19 protein-coding genes and 1 tRNA gene are annotated in these 15,025 nt (G+C 67.6%); 13 read left to right on the forward strand and 7 right to left on the reverse strand.

Going from position 1 to position 15,025, the window contains the following annotated elements:
- Nucleotides 1-2: 2 nt before the first annotated feature.
- Nucleotides 3-482, reverse strand: coding sequence for an FHA domain-containing protein FhaB/FipA (locus tag AR539_RS02320; protein WP_066432206.1), 480 nt, complete (start codon nt 480-482; stop codon nt 3-5).
- The gene (locus tag AR539_RS02325; protein ID WP_066432207.1) at nt 479-1,222 is read right to left on the reverse strand and encodes an FhaA domain-containing protein; all 744 of its coding nucleotides are present in this window, start codon (nt 1,220-1,222) and stop codon (nt 479-481) included. The genes AR539_RS02320 and AR539_RS02325 overlap by 4 nt, the downstream gene beginning before the upstream one ends.
- A 363-nt stretch (nt 1,223-1,585) precedes the next feature.
- Between AR539_RS02325 and AR539_RS02330 the strand changes: the two genes are divergently transcribed.
- Nucleotides 1,586-1,668 (forward strand) — tRNA-Leu (locus AR539_RS02330).
- A 45-nt stretch (nt 1,669-1,713) separates the two neighbouring features.
- On the opposite strand, the gene AR539_RS02335 is transcribed toward AR539_RS02330, so the two are convergent.
- Entirely contained in the window at nt 1,714-2,403 is a 690-nt protein-coding gene (locus tag AR539_RS02335; RefSeq protein WP_066432208.1) for a TetR/AcrR family transcriptional regulator, read from the reverse strand.
- A 188-nt stretch (nt 2,404-2,591) separates the two neighbouring features.
- On the opposite strand from AR539_RS02335, the gene AR539_RS02340 reads away from it, so the two are divergent.
- The 4 genes from AR539_RS02340 to AR539_RS02355 all read left to right on the forward strand — a co-directional run bounded on the left by AR539_RS02340 (nt 2,592) and on the right by AR539_RS02355 (nt 7,060).
- Nucleotides 2,592-3,980 (forward strand): flavin monoamine oxidase family protein, encoded by a 1,389-nt coding sequence (locus AR539_RS02340; protein ID WP_066433036.1) that lies wholly within the window; start codon nt 2,592-2,594, stop codon nt 3,978-3,980.
- Nucleotides 3,981-4,027: 47 nt separating this feature from the next.
- Entirely contained in the window at nt 4,028-4,939 is a 912-nt protein-coding gene (locus tag AR539_RS02345; protein WP_066432210.1) for a universal stress protein, read from the forward strand.
- Nucleotides 4,936-6,459 carry an APC family permease gene (locus tag AR539_RS02350; RefSeq protein ID WP_066432211.1) on the forward strand — a complete coding sequence of 508 codons (1,524 nt, stop codon included), beginning with the start codon at nt 4,936-4,938 and terminating at the stop codon, nt 6,457-6,459. Before AR539_RS02345 ends, AR539_RS02350 begins: the two co-directional genes overlap by 4 nt.
- Nucleotides 6,460-6,577: 118 nt before the next feature.
- Nucleotides 6,578-7,060: a pyridoxamine 5'-phosphate oxidase family protein gene (locus AR539_RS02355; RefSeq protein WP_066432213.1), complete on the forward strand. Its 483-nt coding sequence runs from the start codon at nt 6,578-6,580 to the stop codon at nt 7,058-7,060.
- Nucleotides 7,061-7,065: 5 nt separating this feature from the next.
- Here AR539_RS02355 and AR539_RS02360 read toward each other — a convergent pair whose 3' ends face one another.
- Both AR539_RS02360 and AR539_RS02365 read right to left on the reverse strand, forming a co-directional pair.
- On the reverse strand, nt 7,066-7,713 hold the full coding sequence (locus AR539_RS02360) for an NADPH-dependent F420 reductase (protein WP_066432215.1): 648 nt from the start codon (nt 7,711-7,713) through the stop codon (nt 7,066-7,068).
- A gap of 55 nt (nt 7,714-7,768) precedes the next feature.
- Entirely contained in the window at nt 7,769-8,419 is a 651-nt protein-coding gene (locus tag AR539_RS02365; protein ID WP_066432217.1) for a hypothetical protein, read from the reverse strand.
- Between the two features lie 156 nt (nt 8,420-8,575).
- Between AR539_RS02365 and AR539_RS02370 the strand changes: the two genes are divergently transcribed.
- Nucleotides 8,576-8,956, forward strand: coding sequence for a VOC family protein (locus tag AR539_RS02370; protein ID WP_066432219.1), 381 nt, complete (start codon nt 8,576-8,578; stop codon nt 8,954-8,956).
- 34 nt (nt 8,957-8,990) lie between these two features.
- Here AR539_RS02370 and AR539_RS02375 read toward each other — a convergent pair whose 3' ends face one another.
- Nucleotides 8,991-9,395 (reverse strand): DUF5997 family protein, encoded by a 405-nt coding sequence (locus AR539_RS02375; protein WP_066432221.1) that lies wholly within the window; start codon nt 9,393-9,395, stop codon nt 8,991-8,993.
- 103 nt (nt 9,396-9,498) lie between these two features.
- On the opposite strand from AR539_RS02375, the gene AR539_RS02380 reads away from it, so the two are divergent.
- A complete protein-coding gene (locus tag AR539_RS02380) occupies nt 9,499-10,254 on the forward strand; it encodes a LysR family substrate-binding domain-containing protein (RefSeq protein WP_197410535.1) in 756 nt (251 codons plus the stop codon).
- Nucleotides 10,255-10,273: 19 nt separating this feature from the next.
- Here the strand turns inward: AR539_RS02380 and AR539_RS02385 are convergent, their stop codons facing one another.
- The gene (locus AR539_RS02385) at nt 10,274-10,624 is read right to left on the reverse strand and encodes a hypothetical protein (protein WP_066432223.1); all 351 of its coding nucleotides are present in this window, start codon (nt 10,622-10,624) and stop codon (nt 10,274-10,276) included.
- A 134-nt stretch (nt 10,625-10,758) separates the two neighbouring features.
- Between AR539_RS02385 and AR539_RS02390 the strand changes: the two genes are divergently transcribed.
- The 6 genes from AR539_RS02390 to ureG are packed head-to-tail and all read left to right on the forward strand — an operon-like array spanning nt 10,759 to nt 14,987.
- Complete coding sequence (locus AR539_RS02390) at nt 10,759-11,061, forward strand: urease subunit gamma (protein ID WP_066432224.1); 303 nt, start codon at nt 10,759-10,761, stop codon at nt 11,059-11,061.
- A gap of 9 nt (nt 11,062-11,070) precedes the next feature.
- On the forward strand, nt 11,071-11,388 hold the full coding sequence (locus AR539_RS02395) for an urease subunit beta (protein WP_066432225.1): 318 nt from the start codon (nt 11,071-11,073) through the stop codon (nt 11,386-11,388).
- Nucleotides 11,385-13,163, forward strand: coding sequence for an urease subunit alpha (gene ureC, locus AR539_RS02400; protein WP_066432226.1), 1,779 nt, complete (start codon nt 11,385-11,387; stop codon nt 13,161-13,163). The genes AR539_RS02395 and ureC overlap by 4 nt, the downstream gene beginning before the upstream one ends.
- Nucleotides 13,164-13,182: 19 nt before the next feature.
- The gene (ureE, locus tag AR539_RS02405; RefSeq protein ID WP_066432228.1) at nt 13,183-13,665 is read left to right on the forward strand and encodes an urease accessory protein UreE; all 483 of its coding nucleotides are present in this window, start codon (nt 13,183-13,185) and stop codon (nt 13,663-13,665) included.
- Nucleotides 13,646-14,335: an urease accessory protein UreF gene (locus AR539_RS02410; protein WP_066432230.1), complete on the forward strand. Its 690-nt coding sequence runs from the start codon at nt 13,646-13,648 to the stop codon at nt 14,333-14,335. Before ureE ends, AR539_RS02410 begins: the two co-directional genes overlap by 20 nt.
- A gap of 34 nt (nt 14,336-14,369) precedes the next feature.
- Entirely contained in the window at nt 14,370-14,987 is a 618-nt protein-coding gene (ureG, locus tag AR539_RS02415) for an urease accessory protein UreG (RefSeq protein ID WP_066432232.1), read from the forward strand.
- Nucleotides 14,988-15,025: the final 38 nt, after the last annotated feature.

A 15,025-nucleotide genomic window follows, 5' to 3' on the forward strand; every position in this document is an offset into this window, starting at 1 on the left:
GGCTACGGCCTCAATTCGATGACCGTCTTGCCGATCCTGACGGGGACGCCGAGTTCAACGGGCAGGGCCCGGGTGAGCTGCTGATCGGCCAGATAGGTGCCGTTCGTCGAGCCCAGATCCTCGATGAACCAGCGGCTGCCCTGCGGGAAGAGGCGGGCGTGGCGTCCCGAGGCGTAGTCGTCCTCCAGCACCAGGGTGGCCTCCTGGGCGCGGCCGAGCAGGATGGGGCTCGCTGCCAGCGGGATGGTGGTGCCCTTGAGCGGGCCTTCGATGACCACCAGCTGGCGCGGCTGCTGCTTGACCGGGGCCGGGGATTCGGCGAGGGAGGGGTTCTTCCGCACCTGCCGGGCCGTGGGCGCACCGGCTGCGGCCTTGCGGCCGATCATCAGGTCGCGGCGCATGGCGGCAACGATGCTGAAGATGAGGACCCAAAGGAGCAGCAGGAAGCCGAAGCGCAGCGCGGTAATGGTCAGTTCGCTCACTGGCGGCCGCCTGGGTTGGCGGGCAAAAGGCGGTAAATGATCTTGGTCCGTCCCATCGTGATCGTGGAGCCGTCGGTCAGTTCCGAGGAGCCCTCGACCTTGTGGCCGTTGACGTAGCTGCCGTTCGTGGAACCGAGATCGACGGCCTGGGCGGTGCCCGGGCCGGTACGGATTTCCAGGTGGCGGCGGGACACGCCGGTGTCATCAATAAGAATGTCTGCTTCGGACGAACGCCCCAGGACGATCGACGGCGCATTCAGCGAGTACCGCTGGCCGTCAATGTCGAGAACGGGCTGCATCCGGGAGGGCTGGCGCGTCGGTGCGGCGGGCATGCCGCCGTGTGCCGGCTGCGCGGGGCCGGAAGAGGGGGACTTTTCAGTCCGGGACTTGATGTCGAAGTCGCCGGCGCGGCGCTCCTCGTCCCGGCGGAAGCTGATCCGGACGGGGCCCTGGAGCGTGTAGCCCTGGCTGCGCACGTGGTTGATCACCACGTCACACAATTCCTCGGCGAGGGGAGTGCCCCATTCCTGGGCCCGCTGGAAGTCGTCGTCACTGAGGAGGACGTCAAAGACGTTGGGCGCGAGGGTCCTGCCGGCAGCGATGGTGAGGGCCTTGTTGTCCACCTCGCGGCGGAGGTGGCTTGCGATCTCGACCGGCTCAACCTGGGCACGAGAACCGGTGGAGAAGACTCCGCGGACGGCCTTTTCGATGCCGCGCTCGACTTTGTCCAGCAATCCCATGGTCCTTCTCCTTTCGTGACGGCTGCGCAGGCAGCATTCGTTCCGGAACTCGGTTTCCCACATCTGCGGGAGCCCGCCGGTAGCGGGCACTCCTACATCAGATACTACTGGGCGAGTCTGGGAATGGCCTTAATGCGCGTCGCTCCTCCGTGCCGAAAATTTGCGCCGGGGCGGCTCTGACGTGCGCTGACGTCGGCCCGCTCCGGCCGGCGGAGACCGCTTCACGGGGGCCTGGCGGGGCACCGGCCCGGACGGCCCCGGAGGCCGATTAGTGTTTTTCCGCAATCGTCCGTTATGCTTGATCTCGCTGCTTTTACGAGGTTCACGGCCGGATTCCGGACGGGGAAACGTGGAAGAAGTTGCGCGCGAGTGGCGGAACGGCAGACGCGCTGGCTTCAGGTGCCAGTGTCCGAAAGGGCGTGGGGGTTCAAATCCCCCCTCGCGCACGCAAATGTAAAGAACCCCGGTCTTCGGACCGGGGTTCTTTTCGTTTAAGCGCGGAGCGCCCCGAACGCCGCGATCATGGCCTCCAGGCCGAGGTTGAAGGCGACGTCGGCGGGCTGTGCGTAGCCTTCCAGGTCCTGGTGTGCGACGGCCGCGGTGAAATTCGGAGTCGACTCCGCCATGCTGCCCGAGTCGAAGATGTCCGCCGGCGCCGTGACGTCGTAGGCGGACCCGAAGATAAAGGACTCCAGCGCCACGATCGCGGAGACGATCCGGCCCTGCGGGAAACCCGCCCGGCTGAACCCGGCGCTGACGGCCTCATACATGGCCAGCGTTTTGGGCGCGTCCGCCACCGGAAGCACGGCGATCACGGTGATCAGCGGGGTGTGCTTGGAGAACACGTCGCGGTAGCTCCACGCCCAGCTGCGCACCGCCCGGTCCCACGGCTCGGCGTCGAAAGCGGAGACATCAACCAGCGACGTCAGGTGGTCCTGGACCAGCACCAGCACGTCCCGTTTCGACGCGACGTGGTTGTACAGCGCCGACGGCGCCACATTCAGCGTCCGGGCCAGGGCCGCCATGGTGAACCCCTCATAGCCGCTTTTGCCGATGAGCTGCAGCGCCGCCGCGGTGATGCCGTCCTGGTCGAGGACGGCTGCCGCCGGCCGGCCCACCCGGCGGCGCGGCTTGGCGTCCTGGCGGTGGGGTTCTGCAGGGGCGCTGGGTAATGCCGGCATTGCAGGCCTTTCTGCTGTCGCTGTCCTGGGTGCTCCCATTGTGCCCCCACTTTACGGCCACTCTGCCGGGGAAATTTTGTTGCTCCGGAGGTCTTCCCTGATGCCTTGGAAAGGTCTATAGTCAATCCTAAATGAACGGCATTCATTTAGTGGCCAGCATCACCTTGGGCGGCCACGGAGAGGACATCATGCTGGAACTTGACCGCGACGTCGTCATCGTCGGAGCAGGCCCTGCCGGGCTGACCGCCGCCCGCGAACTGAAGAAGGCGGGACTGAGCGTCGCAGTCCTGGAGGCGCGCGACCGCGTCGGCGGCCGGACCTGGACCGACACCGTGGACGGCGCCATGCTGGAAATCGGCGGCCAGTGGGTTTCCCCGGACCAGACCGAACTCCTGGCGCTCCTCAATGACCTTGGCCTCGACACCTACTCCCGCTACCGCGACGGCGAATCCGTATATATCGGAGCCGACGGCAAGCGCACCCGCTACACGGGCGACACTTTCCCGGTCAGCGAAACCACCAAAGCGGAAATGGACAAGCTCACCGCCCTCCTGGACGGCCTCGCCGCCGAGATCGGCCCCACCGAGCCGTGGGCCCACCCCAAGGCCCGCGAGCTGGACACCATTTCCTTCCACCACTGGCTGCGCCAGAACTCCTCGGATGAGGAAGCGTGCAACAACATCGGCCTCTTTATTGCCGGCGGCATGCTGACCAAACCCGCCCACGCCTTCTCCGCCCTGCAGGCGGTACTGATGGCCGCCTCCGCCGGATCCTTCTCGCACCTCACCGACGAGGACTTCATCCTGGACAAGCGCGTCATCGGCGGCATGCAGCAGGTTTCCCTGCTGCTCGCCGCGGAACTGGGCGACGACGTCGTGCTGGACAGCCCGGTGCGCACCATCCACTGGGGTGAGGCGTCCGACGGCGGAGGCGTCACCGCCGTCTCGGATCGCGCCACGGTGACGGCCCGCTACGCCATCATGGCCGTGCCGCCGAACCTGTACTCCCGGGTCTCCTTCAACCCGCCGCTGCCGCGCCGCCAGCACCAGATGCACCAGCACCAGTCCCTGGGCCTGGTCATCAAGGTCCACGCCGTCTACGGCACCCCGTTCTGGCGCGAGGACGGCCTCTCCGGTACCTGCTTCGGTGCCGATGCCCTGGTCCAGGAGGTCTACGACAACACCAACCACGAGGATCCGCGCGGCACCCTGGTCGGCTTCGTCTCGGACGAGAAGGCCGATGCCATGTTCGAACTCAGCGCCGAGGAACGCCGCCGCGCCATCCTCGAATCGATCGCCGGGTTCCTGGGGGACAAGGCCCTCGAACCGGAGGTCTACTTCGAGTCCGACTGGGGCTCCGAAGAGTGGACCCGGGGCGCCTACGCCGCCAGCTATGACCTTGGCGGCCTGCACCGCTACGGAAAAGACCAGCTGGCCCCGGTGGGCCCCATCTACTGGTCCTCCTCCGACCTTGCAGCGGAGGGCTACCAGCATGTTGACGGCGCGGTCCGGATGGGGCGCCACACGGCGGCCCAGATCGTCGCGGCAGCAGACCGCACTTCCGTGGCGTCCAACTAACCCACCAACCCACCAACCCGCCCAGCAGCTCAGAAAGGATCGGCCAGATGCGTTATGTAGTGGGGTATTCAGCCAATGCCAGAGGCCATGATGCCGTCAATCTGGCCGTTTCGATGGCACGCGGCCGCGGCGCCAGCCTGGACCTCGTGCTGGTGGTTCCCGAGGTCCAGCAGTTCGGCGCCCACGCGCCCAAGGCCGGTTTCGAGAGCCTCCTGAACGAGCAGGCCCGCGCGTGGCTCGACGAGGCCCTCGCCCTCGTCCCTGCCGACGTCCCGGCAGAGGCGCACATCCGCAGCGGCGACTCCGACGCGCAGGCCCTGATCGATGCGGCCGAGGAGTTCGGGGCGGACGTGCTGGTGATTGGGGCCAGCAGCACCGGCCTGTTCAAGCGGTTCACTATCGGTTCGGTGGCCAGCGCTCTGCTCCATGCCTCCACGGTTCCCGTGGCGCTGGCCCCCCACGGCTACCACCGCAAGGACGCGCTGACCCGGATCAGCTGCGGTCTCGGAACCAGGGCGGGCGCCGAGAAGTTGCTGGACTTCGCCATCGGCATGGCGGCGAACCGGAAAGTGCCGCTGCGGGTGGTGTCCCTGCTTGCCCTCGACGGCGAGGACGCCGCCGGCGCTGCAGAGGCCGCCCGCGAATACGCCGAGAAGACCGTCGCGGCCGCCGCGCCCGTCAACCACGCCGGCGTCGAACTAGCGGCCAAAACGGAAGTCGTGGTCGCGCAGGGCCGGAGCATCGAAGAGGCCGTGGACGGCCTCGACTGGGAGGACGGCGAGGTACTGGTGATCGGCTCCAGCCGTCTCGCCCAGGCCCGGTCCATCTTCCTGGGCAGCACCGCCAACCGGATCCTGCGCGCCCTGCCCGTGCCCATGCTCGTGGTCCCCAGCGGCTATGAACTGAAGCACCAGAACGATACAACCTCGAATGACACCTCCCGAGAGGCACACCAATGAGCACTGAACACGTGACGGCCAAGACCTCTCACGACACACACGCAGGATTAAGCGCCAAAGGCCTCAAAGCCGGATCGGTGGGCCTGATCGGCGCCGTCGTGATCGGCGTGTCCTGTATTGCCCCCGCCTACACCCTGACTGCTGCCCTCGGCCCCACCGTGTCCGAGGTCGGGGTCCAGTTGCCCGCCATCTTCCTGGTGGGCTTCATCCCGATGCTGCTCGTCGCGTTCGGCTACCGCGAACTGAACAACGCGATGCCCGACGCCGGCACCTCCTTCACGTGGGCCTCGCGGGCGTTCGGCCCCTGGCTCGGCTGGATGGGCGGCTGGGGGCTGATCGCGGCGACGATCATTGTGCTCTCCAACCTGGCGGCCGTGGCGGTGGACTTCTTCTACCTCATGCTGGCCCAGCTGTTCGGCAACCCGGAGCTGGCCGACCTGACCCTGAACCTGCCACTGAACATTGCCACCACGCTGGTGTTCATCGCGCTGGCCTGCTGGATCTCCTACCGCGGCATGGAAACCACCAAGGGCGTGCAGTACGTGCTGGTGGCGTTCCAGCTCCTGGTGCTCGGCTGGTTCGCCGTCGCGGCGTTCAGCCATGTCGCCAACGGCACGGCGTTCGATGCCACCGCGATCACCCCGGAATGGTTCAACCCGTTTGCGGTCGAGTCCTTCTCGGCCTTCGCCGCCGGCGTCTCGCTCTCCATCTTCATTTACTGGGGCTGGGACGTCACCCTGACCATGAACGAGGAAACCCGCAACCCGGAAAAGACCCCGGGCCGCGCCGCCACCGTCACCGTGCTGGTCATCGTGATCATCTACATGACCGTCGCACTGTCCACCCTGGCCTACGCAGGCATCGGCCAGGAAGGCCTGGGCGCCGGAAACCCGGAGAACCAGGGCAGCATCTTCGCCGTCCTCGCCGGCCCGGTCATGGGCCCGTTCGCCATCCTGATGTCCCTCGCGATCCTTAGCAGCTCGGCCGCGTCGCTGCAGTCCACGTTCGTCTCACCGGCCCGGACGCTGCTGTCCATGGGCCACTACAAGGCGCTGCCGGCCAAGTTCGACCGGATCAGCCCCACGTACAAGTCGCCGAGCTACGCCACGATCGCAGCCGCCATCGCCGCCGCCGCGTTCTACGTCATCACCCGGACCACCTCCGAGAACGCCCTGTGGGACACCATTACGGCACTCGGCATGATGATCTGCTTCTACTACGGCATCACCGCCCTGGCCTGCGTCTGGTTCTTCCGGGCCGAGGCATTCAGCGGAGCCCGGGCGTTCTTCTTCAAGTTCCTGTCGCCGCTCCTGGGCGGCGTGATCCTGCTGGTGATGTTCTTCAAGACCGCCTACGACTCCATGGACCCGGCCTACGGCTCCGGCTCCTCCGTCGGCGGGATCGGCCTGGTGTTCATCCTCGGCATGGGCGTGATCCTGCTGGGCGTGGTGCTCATGCTGGTCATGTACAAGATCCGGCCGGAATTCTTCAAGGGAAAGGTGCTGCCGAAGGGCTACTGAGTCCCCGACCCTGCCCGGAAGGTCCTCCTCCCGCCCGCCATTGGAAAGTAAGCACACTTACCAATATGCTGGCGGGAGGGGGACCTTCCCCCGTTCGGAACCAGAATGAGGTCGCACCATGTCGGATGCAGAAAACATCAGCAAAGTAACGGACATCATCAACAGTTCGCGCATCGGAATGTTCACCACCGTTAACGAAGACGGCGCCCTGGTGAGCCGGCCGCTGGCCGTCCAGGATGTCAAGGACGACGGCGACATGTGGTTCTTCACGTCCTCCACCACCTCACAGGTGGCCCAGGTCCGGGCGGACTCCCGCGTGAATGTCTCCTTCGGCAAGGGCACGGAATGGGTGTCCGTTGCCGGAACGGCGGAGGTTGTCACCGACCGCCAGAAGATCCACGAGCTGTGGAACCCCGCGGTGGAAGCCTGGTTCCCGGACGGTCCCGACACACCGGTGGCCGTGCTCCTGCACGTGGATTCCGACTCCGCCGAATACTGGACCAGCCCCGGCGGGACCGCCGCGACGGTGCTGCAGTGGGTCAAGTCCAAGGTCACGCACAGCCGGGTGAGTGTCGGCGAAAGCGGAACCGTAGAGCTTTAGCTGTACTAACCCGGCTGGTCGACGATTTTCAGCCCGGTGCCCCAGTTGAAGGCGTCGTAGGCGGGGTTGACCTGCAGTGCCATCACCAGGAGCTGGAAGCCCTCCAGTTCCCGCGCGTGCTTCAGCCCGCCCACCCGCAGCGGCCGCAACCCTGCGGCCGCTGCGAACGACGCGACCTTGCTGGCCGCCTCGTCGGAGTCCGAGGCGATAAAAACGTCCAGCGGCATCCCGCCGGCTGCGCCCGCCGCCAGTGTGCCGGCGAACGTGGTGTTGAACGCCTTGACCACGTCGGCCCCCGGGAGCAGTGCGGAGATTTCCTCGGCGGCTGACGAGCCCGGCGGGACGGTCAGGGAATCATAGGTGTCCGTATCCACCGGGTTGCTGATGTCCACCACGGTTTTTCCGCTCAAGGTGTCGCCGTAGTGCGTGGCGACCTCGCGGGCCGGACCGAAATACAGGGCCAGCACCACAATGTCCCCGTCAGGGACGTCGCCCAGCCCTCCGGACGTGGTGCCGCCGCCCAGCTCGGCGGCCAAAGCGGCCGCGTGCTCCGCTGAACGGCTGAGGATCTGGACCGAGCGGCCGGCTGCCACAGCCCGGGTCCCGATCGCCCGGGCCATGTTGCCGCTGCCGATGATGGTGATGTCAGCCATGGGATTCCTTCTGTAGGGTGCCGTATTTATGGGGGCCCAGGGGCCTGTCGGCGCCTCAGCCGCGGGCCGGACCGTTCGCCAGGCGTCCGGCGCTGCGGGCCGGAGGAACCTGACCGCGGCCGGCGGTACGGTCCGCGCCGGCCGCCCGTTCGGCGTCGGCAAGGGCCTGTTCCAGCCGCGCCACAGCAGGTGCGTAGCCGGCGTCGGTTCCGCCGCGGAGCCTCTCCGCGTCCTTCATGGCCCGGATCAGGGCCGCCGTCTCGGGCTGCCGGGCGTCGGTCATGGCCGGGAAATCGATGGTGTGGGCGGGGTCCAGTTCGTAGCGCTGCCAGCGGGCCAGGGCTGCGCGGTGGCGGGCCTCAGCCGCCTCGTTGCTCGCTGCAATCGTCCGGGCAAGGCGCCGGGCTTCCTGCCGGTGCAGGATCCGGGGTGTGTAGAAATAGGAGGCCACGGCGGCGGCCACCGCCAGGCCGCCGAGCAGCAGGCCGGCCCACGGTGCAGCCAAAGCGGGCAGGATCACGGCCGGTGCCACTATGGCGAGTCCGCCGAAAACGTCCCAGAACACGGCATCCGGCACGCCGTCGTCGTCCGCGGCCAGATGCTTCCGGACGAGGTAGACCGAGCCCGCCGCAGCGCACATGACAATCACGGCCAGGGCCGGCAACTGCCACAGCATCATCGGGGCGGACTCAAAAAGGGACGGCATTCGAACACCTCCAGGGATCCAGCCCGGGGCGGGCGCGGTTCCGCTGATTCCATTGCAGTCCATCGGCGGCGGGCAGTCAATGGCTGGCAGGAGGGGGCGGGACGTGCGGGGTAGGCCGGTTCACAGCCGGGACGTGCCGGGCGTAGCCTGAAGCCCATGCGACTGAAAATGTGCAGTATCCACGTCAAGGACCCCGCCGCCTTCGAGTTCTACACCGGAATTCTGGGCTTTGAGAGCCTCCTGGCCATGCCCGAGCACAACCTGTACATCGTGAAGGACCCGGCGGGATCCGGCGGGGGATCGGTGGGTCTCCTGCTGGAGCCCAGCGACAACCCGCTGGGCGCCGCCTATATGAACGGATGCCACGACGCCGGGCTGCCCGCGATCGTGATGGGGGTGCCCGACGTGAGGGCGGAATACAAGCGCCTCACGGCCAAGGGCGTGATGTTCCAGGGCGAGCCCTCCGACGGTCCCGGCGGCACCACGGCGGTCTTCGACGACGGCTGCGGGAACTTCGTCCAGCTGCACCAGGACTGAGCGGCGCTTTCGCGGCGGGGCGCCCCGGCTCCGGCTACTGGGAGGCGGAGCGTGCCTTCTTGGCGTCCTTCTTCGCGGCCTCGTCCTTGACCCGCTGGGCTTCGGCGCGGACAGCGGCGTGCGTGGCTCGCTCGGCCACGAGCCACGCCGGGGGAGCCTGCAGCAGCGCGGTGATTTCCGCCGTCGTCAGCGCTTCCTCAACGCCGCCGCGGGCCAGGCCGCTGATGGAGACGTTCAGCTTCTGCGCCACCACCGGGCGGGGGTGCGGGCCGTTGCGCCGCAGTTCCGCCAGCCACTCCGGCGGGTTGGCCTGGAGCTCGGCGAACTCGGCGCGGGTGATGACCGAATCCTGGAACTCCTGGGGTGTTGCGGGCAGGTAGATGCCAAGCTTCTTGGCAACGGTGGCCGGCTTCATGGACTGGGAGTTCGCAGAGGTCATGCTTCAAGGGTATCCGGCCCCGGGCCGCGGCACTGCACCGCGGGGGTCCTGTTTCCGGCCCCGGCAGCCGGTCCGTGCCGGGGCCGGGCGGTACTGTGAACAGGTGGCCGCAGCAGAAGAAGCACCCCAGACCCCCGATGAATCCGCCGTCCCGGCCGAAGCGGCCGTGCGGGAGCTGCGGTTCGCCTACGTCGCCGGTGTGACCCCCGGCAAGTGGATCCGGCGCTGGGAAGAGCGGATGCCGGACGTTCCGCTGCACTCCTTTATGTCCGACGACGGCGCCCAGCTGACGATGCTGCGCGACGGGTCCGCGGACCTCAGCTTCGTCCGGCTGCCCGTGGAGCGCGTGGGCCTGAGCGTCATTCCGCTGTACGAGGAGCAGCCCGTGGTGGTGGCGCCCAAAGGGCACGAGATCGCGGTGTTCGAGGAAGTGGACCTGGCGGACCTTGCCCAGGAGACGTTCCTGGACGTGCAGGAACTCGGCGGCCCGGCGATGGCCCTGCAGGTGGTGGCCTCCGGCGCCGGGCTGGTGATTCTGCCCATGTCCGTGGCGCGGCACTTCAACGTCAAGGACACCGTGGCGCGGAAGCTGACCGGGGCACCCATGACGGAGATCGCCCTGGCGTGGCCCAGCGACGCCACGGACGAGGTGGTCGAGGAATTCATCGGGATTGTCCGCGGGCGCACCGCGGCCAGCTCCCGGCAGCCGTCGGCGCAGCAGGAGAAGCCCAAGCGGGCGCCCAAGCCGGACCGGCGCGGAACCGGAACGGCCGCCAAGAAGCCCAAGGTGGCGCAGCGTTACGCGCCGAACCCGGACAAGGGCCGCGGCAAGGGATCCCGGAAAAAGGGCAAGCGCTAAAGCGCAGCCGGCCCGGAGGCTAGGAAGCGCAGGCGTCCTGCAGGGCCTTGACGGACTCGGCCGGGACCTGGTCGCCGGACTCGGCGATCTGCCGCAGCGGCGTGGTGATTTCCGCGGGAACCCCCGCGGCTGCCGCTCCCGCCACCAGGCCGCCCAGCAGCTCCTTGTCCTGGACACTGACCAGGCCGTCCTCAACGAGGGCGCAGGCCTGCTTCTTGACTTCACCGCCGGCCGCCGTCGCAACCTGGGACGCGCCGTCGCTGACAGCCTTGTTGGCGGCGTCCTGGACCTGGCCGCAGCCGGTCAGGGCCACCATCAGGGCGGCAGCGGAAACGGCGGTACCGGACAGGGATGTGAAGCGGAGTTTCATGCCGCCACCCTAGCAAGCGAGCCTGAAAGCCAGCTGACTCCCGGCGGAAACCTGCAGGAAACGTTCCTTGTCTACGCTGGCAACACCGCGGCGCCGAACGGCGCGTGACCGCCGGCGTTTGAAGGGATTCCGCCATGCATCTGCTGCCCCGCGAGCAGGAAAAGCTCATGATCGTGGTCGCGGCCGACCTCGCCCGCCGGCGCCAGGCGCGCGGGCTGAAGCTGAACTTCCCGGAGGCGGTCGCCGTCATCAGTTACGAGCTGATCGAGGGGGCCCGGGACGGAAAGACCGTGGCGGAACTGATGAGCTACGGCACCACACTCCTGGCCCGTGAGGACGTGATGGAGGGTGTCCCGGAGATGATCCACGACGTCCAGATCGAAGCAACGTTTCCGGACGGCACCAAGCTCGTCACCGTCCACGACCCCATCCGATAGGGCAGACATATGGTTCCCGGAGAATACATTCTGGCCGCCGAGCCCATCGTGGTGAACGCCGGACGTGAGGCCGCCGACGTCGTGGTGACCAACACCGGCGACCGGCCGGTTCAGGTGGGCTCACATTTCCACTTTGCCGAGGCCAACGCGGCGCTGGTGTTCGACCGGCGGGCCGCCTACGGCCGGCGGCTGGACATCCCTGCGGGCACGGCGGCCCGCTTTGAGCCGGGGGACAGCAAGACCGTCCGGCTGATCGAACTCGCCGGCCGCCGCGAGGTGTACGGCCTGAGCAACAGGATCAACGGAACACTGGAAGGCCGCAGATGAGCTTCGAATTGCCGCGCCGGCAGTATGCCGACCTGTACGGCCCGACGACGGGTGACGCCATCCGCCTTGCCGACACCGACCTTTTCCTGGAGATCGAAAAGGACCTCACCGTCTACGGCGAGGAAGTGGTGTTCGGCGGCGGCAAGGTGATCCGCGACGGCATGGGCCAGAACGGCCAGGTGACCCGGGACGGGGACGGCGCTAACGGGGGCCTCGGTTCCGGCGGCGGAGTGCCCGACACCGTGATCACCAACGTCGTGGTGCTCGACTACACCGGGATCTACAAGGCCGACGTCGCGCTCCGGGACGGCCACATCTTCCGGATCGGCAAGGCCGGCAACCCGCAGATCACCGACGGCGTGGACATCGTGATCGGCGCGAGCACCGAGATCATTGCCGGGGAGCGGAAGATTCTCACCGCCGGCGGGGTGGACTCCCACATCCATTTCATCTCACCGGACCAGGTTCCCGCCGCCCTGTGCAGCGGGGTGACCACCATGGTGGGCGGCGGCACCGGCCCCGCTGAAGGGACCAAGGCCACCACTGTCACCCCCGGCCCCTGGCACATCCAGCGCATGCTGCAGGCGGCCGAGGGGCTCCCGATCAACATCGGCCTGTTCGGCAAGGGGCATGCCTCCGCCGTCGAGCCCCTCGCCGAGCAGATCCGCGCCGGCGCGATCGGGCTGAAAGTCCATGAGGACTGGGGTTCCACCACGTCCTCCATCGACACGTCGCTGAAAGTCGCGGACCGCTTCGACGTCCAGGTGGCCATCCACACCGACACCCTGAACGAGTGCGGCTTCGTGGAGGACACCATCCGGGCCATCGACGGCCGCGTGATCCACACCTTCCACACCGAGGGTGCCGGGGGCGGGCACGCGCCGGACATCATCAAGATCGCCGGGCTGCCCAACGTCCTGCCGGCCTCCACCAACCCCACGCTGCCGTACACCCGCAACACCATCGAAGAGCACCTGGACATGCTGATGGTCTGCCACCACCTCAACCCGGACATCCCGGAGGACGTGGCCTTCGCGGACTCGCGCATCCGCGCCGAGACCATCGCTGCCGAGGACGTGCTGCAGGACCTGGGCATTTTCGCGATCACGTCCTCGGACTCGCAGGCCATGGGCCGGGTGGGCGAGGTGGTCATCCGCACCTGGCAGGTGGCGGACAAGATGAAAAAGCAGCGCGGCGTGCTCAAGGACCCGAAGGGGGGCATCCACGGCGCCACCTCCGGCCTGGGGGCGGAGAGCGACAACTTCCGGCTGAAACGGTACGTGGCGAAATACACCATCAACCCGGCCATCGCGCAGGGCATGGCGGACTCCATCGGATCGGTGGAGGCCGGCAAGTTCGCGGACCTGGTCCTCTGGGACCCGGCGTTTTTCGGCGTCAAGCCGGACCTGGTGCTCAAGGGCGGTCAGATCGCCTACGCGCTGATGGGGGACGCCAACGCCTCCATCCCCAGCCCGCAGCCGCGCACCATGCGGCCCATGTTCGCCGCGTACGGCAAGGCCTTGCAGAAGTCCTCCATCACCTTCCTATCCCAGGCCGCCATCGACGCGGGGGTTCCGGCGGAACTCGGGCTGGAGAAGGTCATCCGGCCGGTGTCCGGCATCCGGAACCTCAGTAAGTCCGACCTCAAGCACAACGACGCCACCCCGGACATCGACGTCGACCCCGAAACGTACCGGGTGACGGTGGACGGCGAGGATGTCACGTGCGAACCGTCGGACGTGCTGCCCATGGCGCAGCGCTACTTCCTTTTCTAGGCCCCGGAGGCACCCAACCATGATTATCGACAAGGTCCTCGGCAACACCCACCAGCTTCCGCCCGGGCCGGACCCGTACGCCGGCCTGCACCGGGAAAAGGTGGTGCTGCCCAGCTCCCAGCTGGTCAAACGCATCCAGCGTGTCACCACCGACCATGGCAAGGAACTGGGTATCCGGCTCCCGTCCGGGGCCGGGGACCTGCGCGACGGCGACATCCTGCACATCGCCGGGGGCAACATGATCGTGGTGTCGGTGCTGCCCACTGACGTCCTGGTGATTGCGCCGCGCTCCATCCACGAGATGGGGGTGGTGGCGCATTCCCTGGGCAACCGGCACCTGCAGGCCCAGTTTTTCGACGGCGGCTCCGAGTACCGGGCCGAGGTGATGGTCTGCCAGTACGACCACACCGTGGAGGACTACCTGGACCGTGCCGGGGTGCCCTACCAGCGCCAGGAACGCGTGATGCCCGTCCCCTTCCGCCATGCCGAACACAGCCACTAGCGCCGCGTCCCGTCAGCTGGCCCTCCAGCAGCTGTGCGACTCGGCGCTGCCCACCGGGGCGTTTGCGCACTCGCTGGGGTTCGAAACCTACATCGACCGCGGGCTGGTCCACGACGAGGAGACGTTCGGGGTGTGGCTGGCCGCGTTCATCGCGCAGCAGCTGACCTACTCGGACGCCCTGGCCATCCGGTTCCTGTACGAGGGCGCCCCCGTGGCCGAGCTCGATGCGCTGCTCACCGCCCAGCTGCTTTCCCGGCAGCTGCGCGAGGCCAGCATCAAGATGGGCGCCCGGCTGCTTGAGATCGGCACCGAGATTTTTCCCTCTTTGGAACTGGCGGACTACCGGTCGCTGGTGGGCTCGGGCCGTGCCGCCGGGCACCAGCCGCTGGCGTTCGCCGTCGTGGCGCGTTCCCTGGGTGTCCCGCTGCCCGAATCCCTCACCGCCTACCTGTTCGCCACGGCCACGTCGCTGACCCAGAACGCCGTCCGGGCGATCCCCCTGGGCCAGAATGCCGGCCAGCGGCTGCTCCGTTTGGCGGCCCGCGACGTGGCGGCCGCGGCACTCCGCGCCGGCAGCCTGGACCGGTCCGACTTCGGCGCCGTCAGCCCCGGACTGGAGATTTCACAGATGCGGCACGAGCGCCAGCGTGCCCGCATGTTCATGAGCTAACCGACCCGCAAGAGAAATATGTCTGGAGAAGAATATGTCTGAACCCGTCAAAATCGGCATCGGCGGCCCGGTGGGTGCCGGCAAGACCCAGCTCGTGGAGCGCCTCACCCGGCACATGAGCCGCGAGATCTCCATGGCCGCCATCACCAACGACATCTACACCATCGAGGACGCCAAGATCCTGGCGGCCAACGGCATCCTCCCGGTCGACCGGATCATCGGCGTGGAAACGGGCGGGTGCCCGCACACCGCCATCCGCGAGGACACGTCCATGAACACCGCCGCCATCGAGGAGCTCACCCGGCGGCACCCGGACCTGCAGGTGATCTTCGTGGAATCCGGCGGCGACAACCTCTCCGCCACGTTCAGTCCGGAACTGGTGGACTTCTCCATCTACATCATCGACGTGGCCCAGGGCGAGAAGATCCCGCGCAAGGCCGGCCAGGGCATGATCAAGTCCGATCTGTTCATCATCAACAAGACCGACCTCGCACTCCACGTCGGCGCGGACCTGGCCGTGATGGAGCGGGACTCCAAGGAATTCCGCGGCGAGAAGCCGTTCTGCTTTACGAACCTCAAGACCGACGAAGGGCTGGATCGTGTCATCGACTGGGTGCGGCGCGACGTCCTGATGCTCGACCTGGCGCCGTGAGCACGACGGCGGCCGTTGCGCCTACGGCTGCGGCCGCG

It is taken from the genome of Arthrobacter sp. EPSL27, from assembly GCF_001512305.1.
GTDB lineage: Bacteria > Actinomycetota > Actinomycetes > Actinomycetales > Micrococcaceae > Arthrobacter.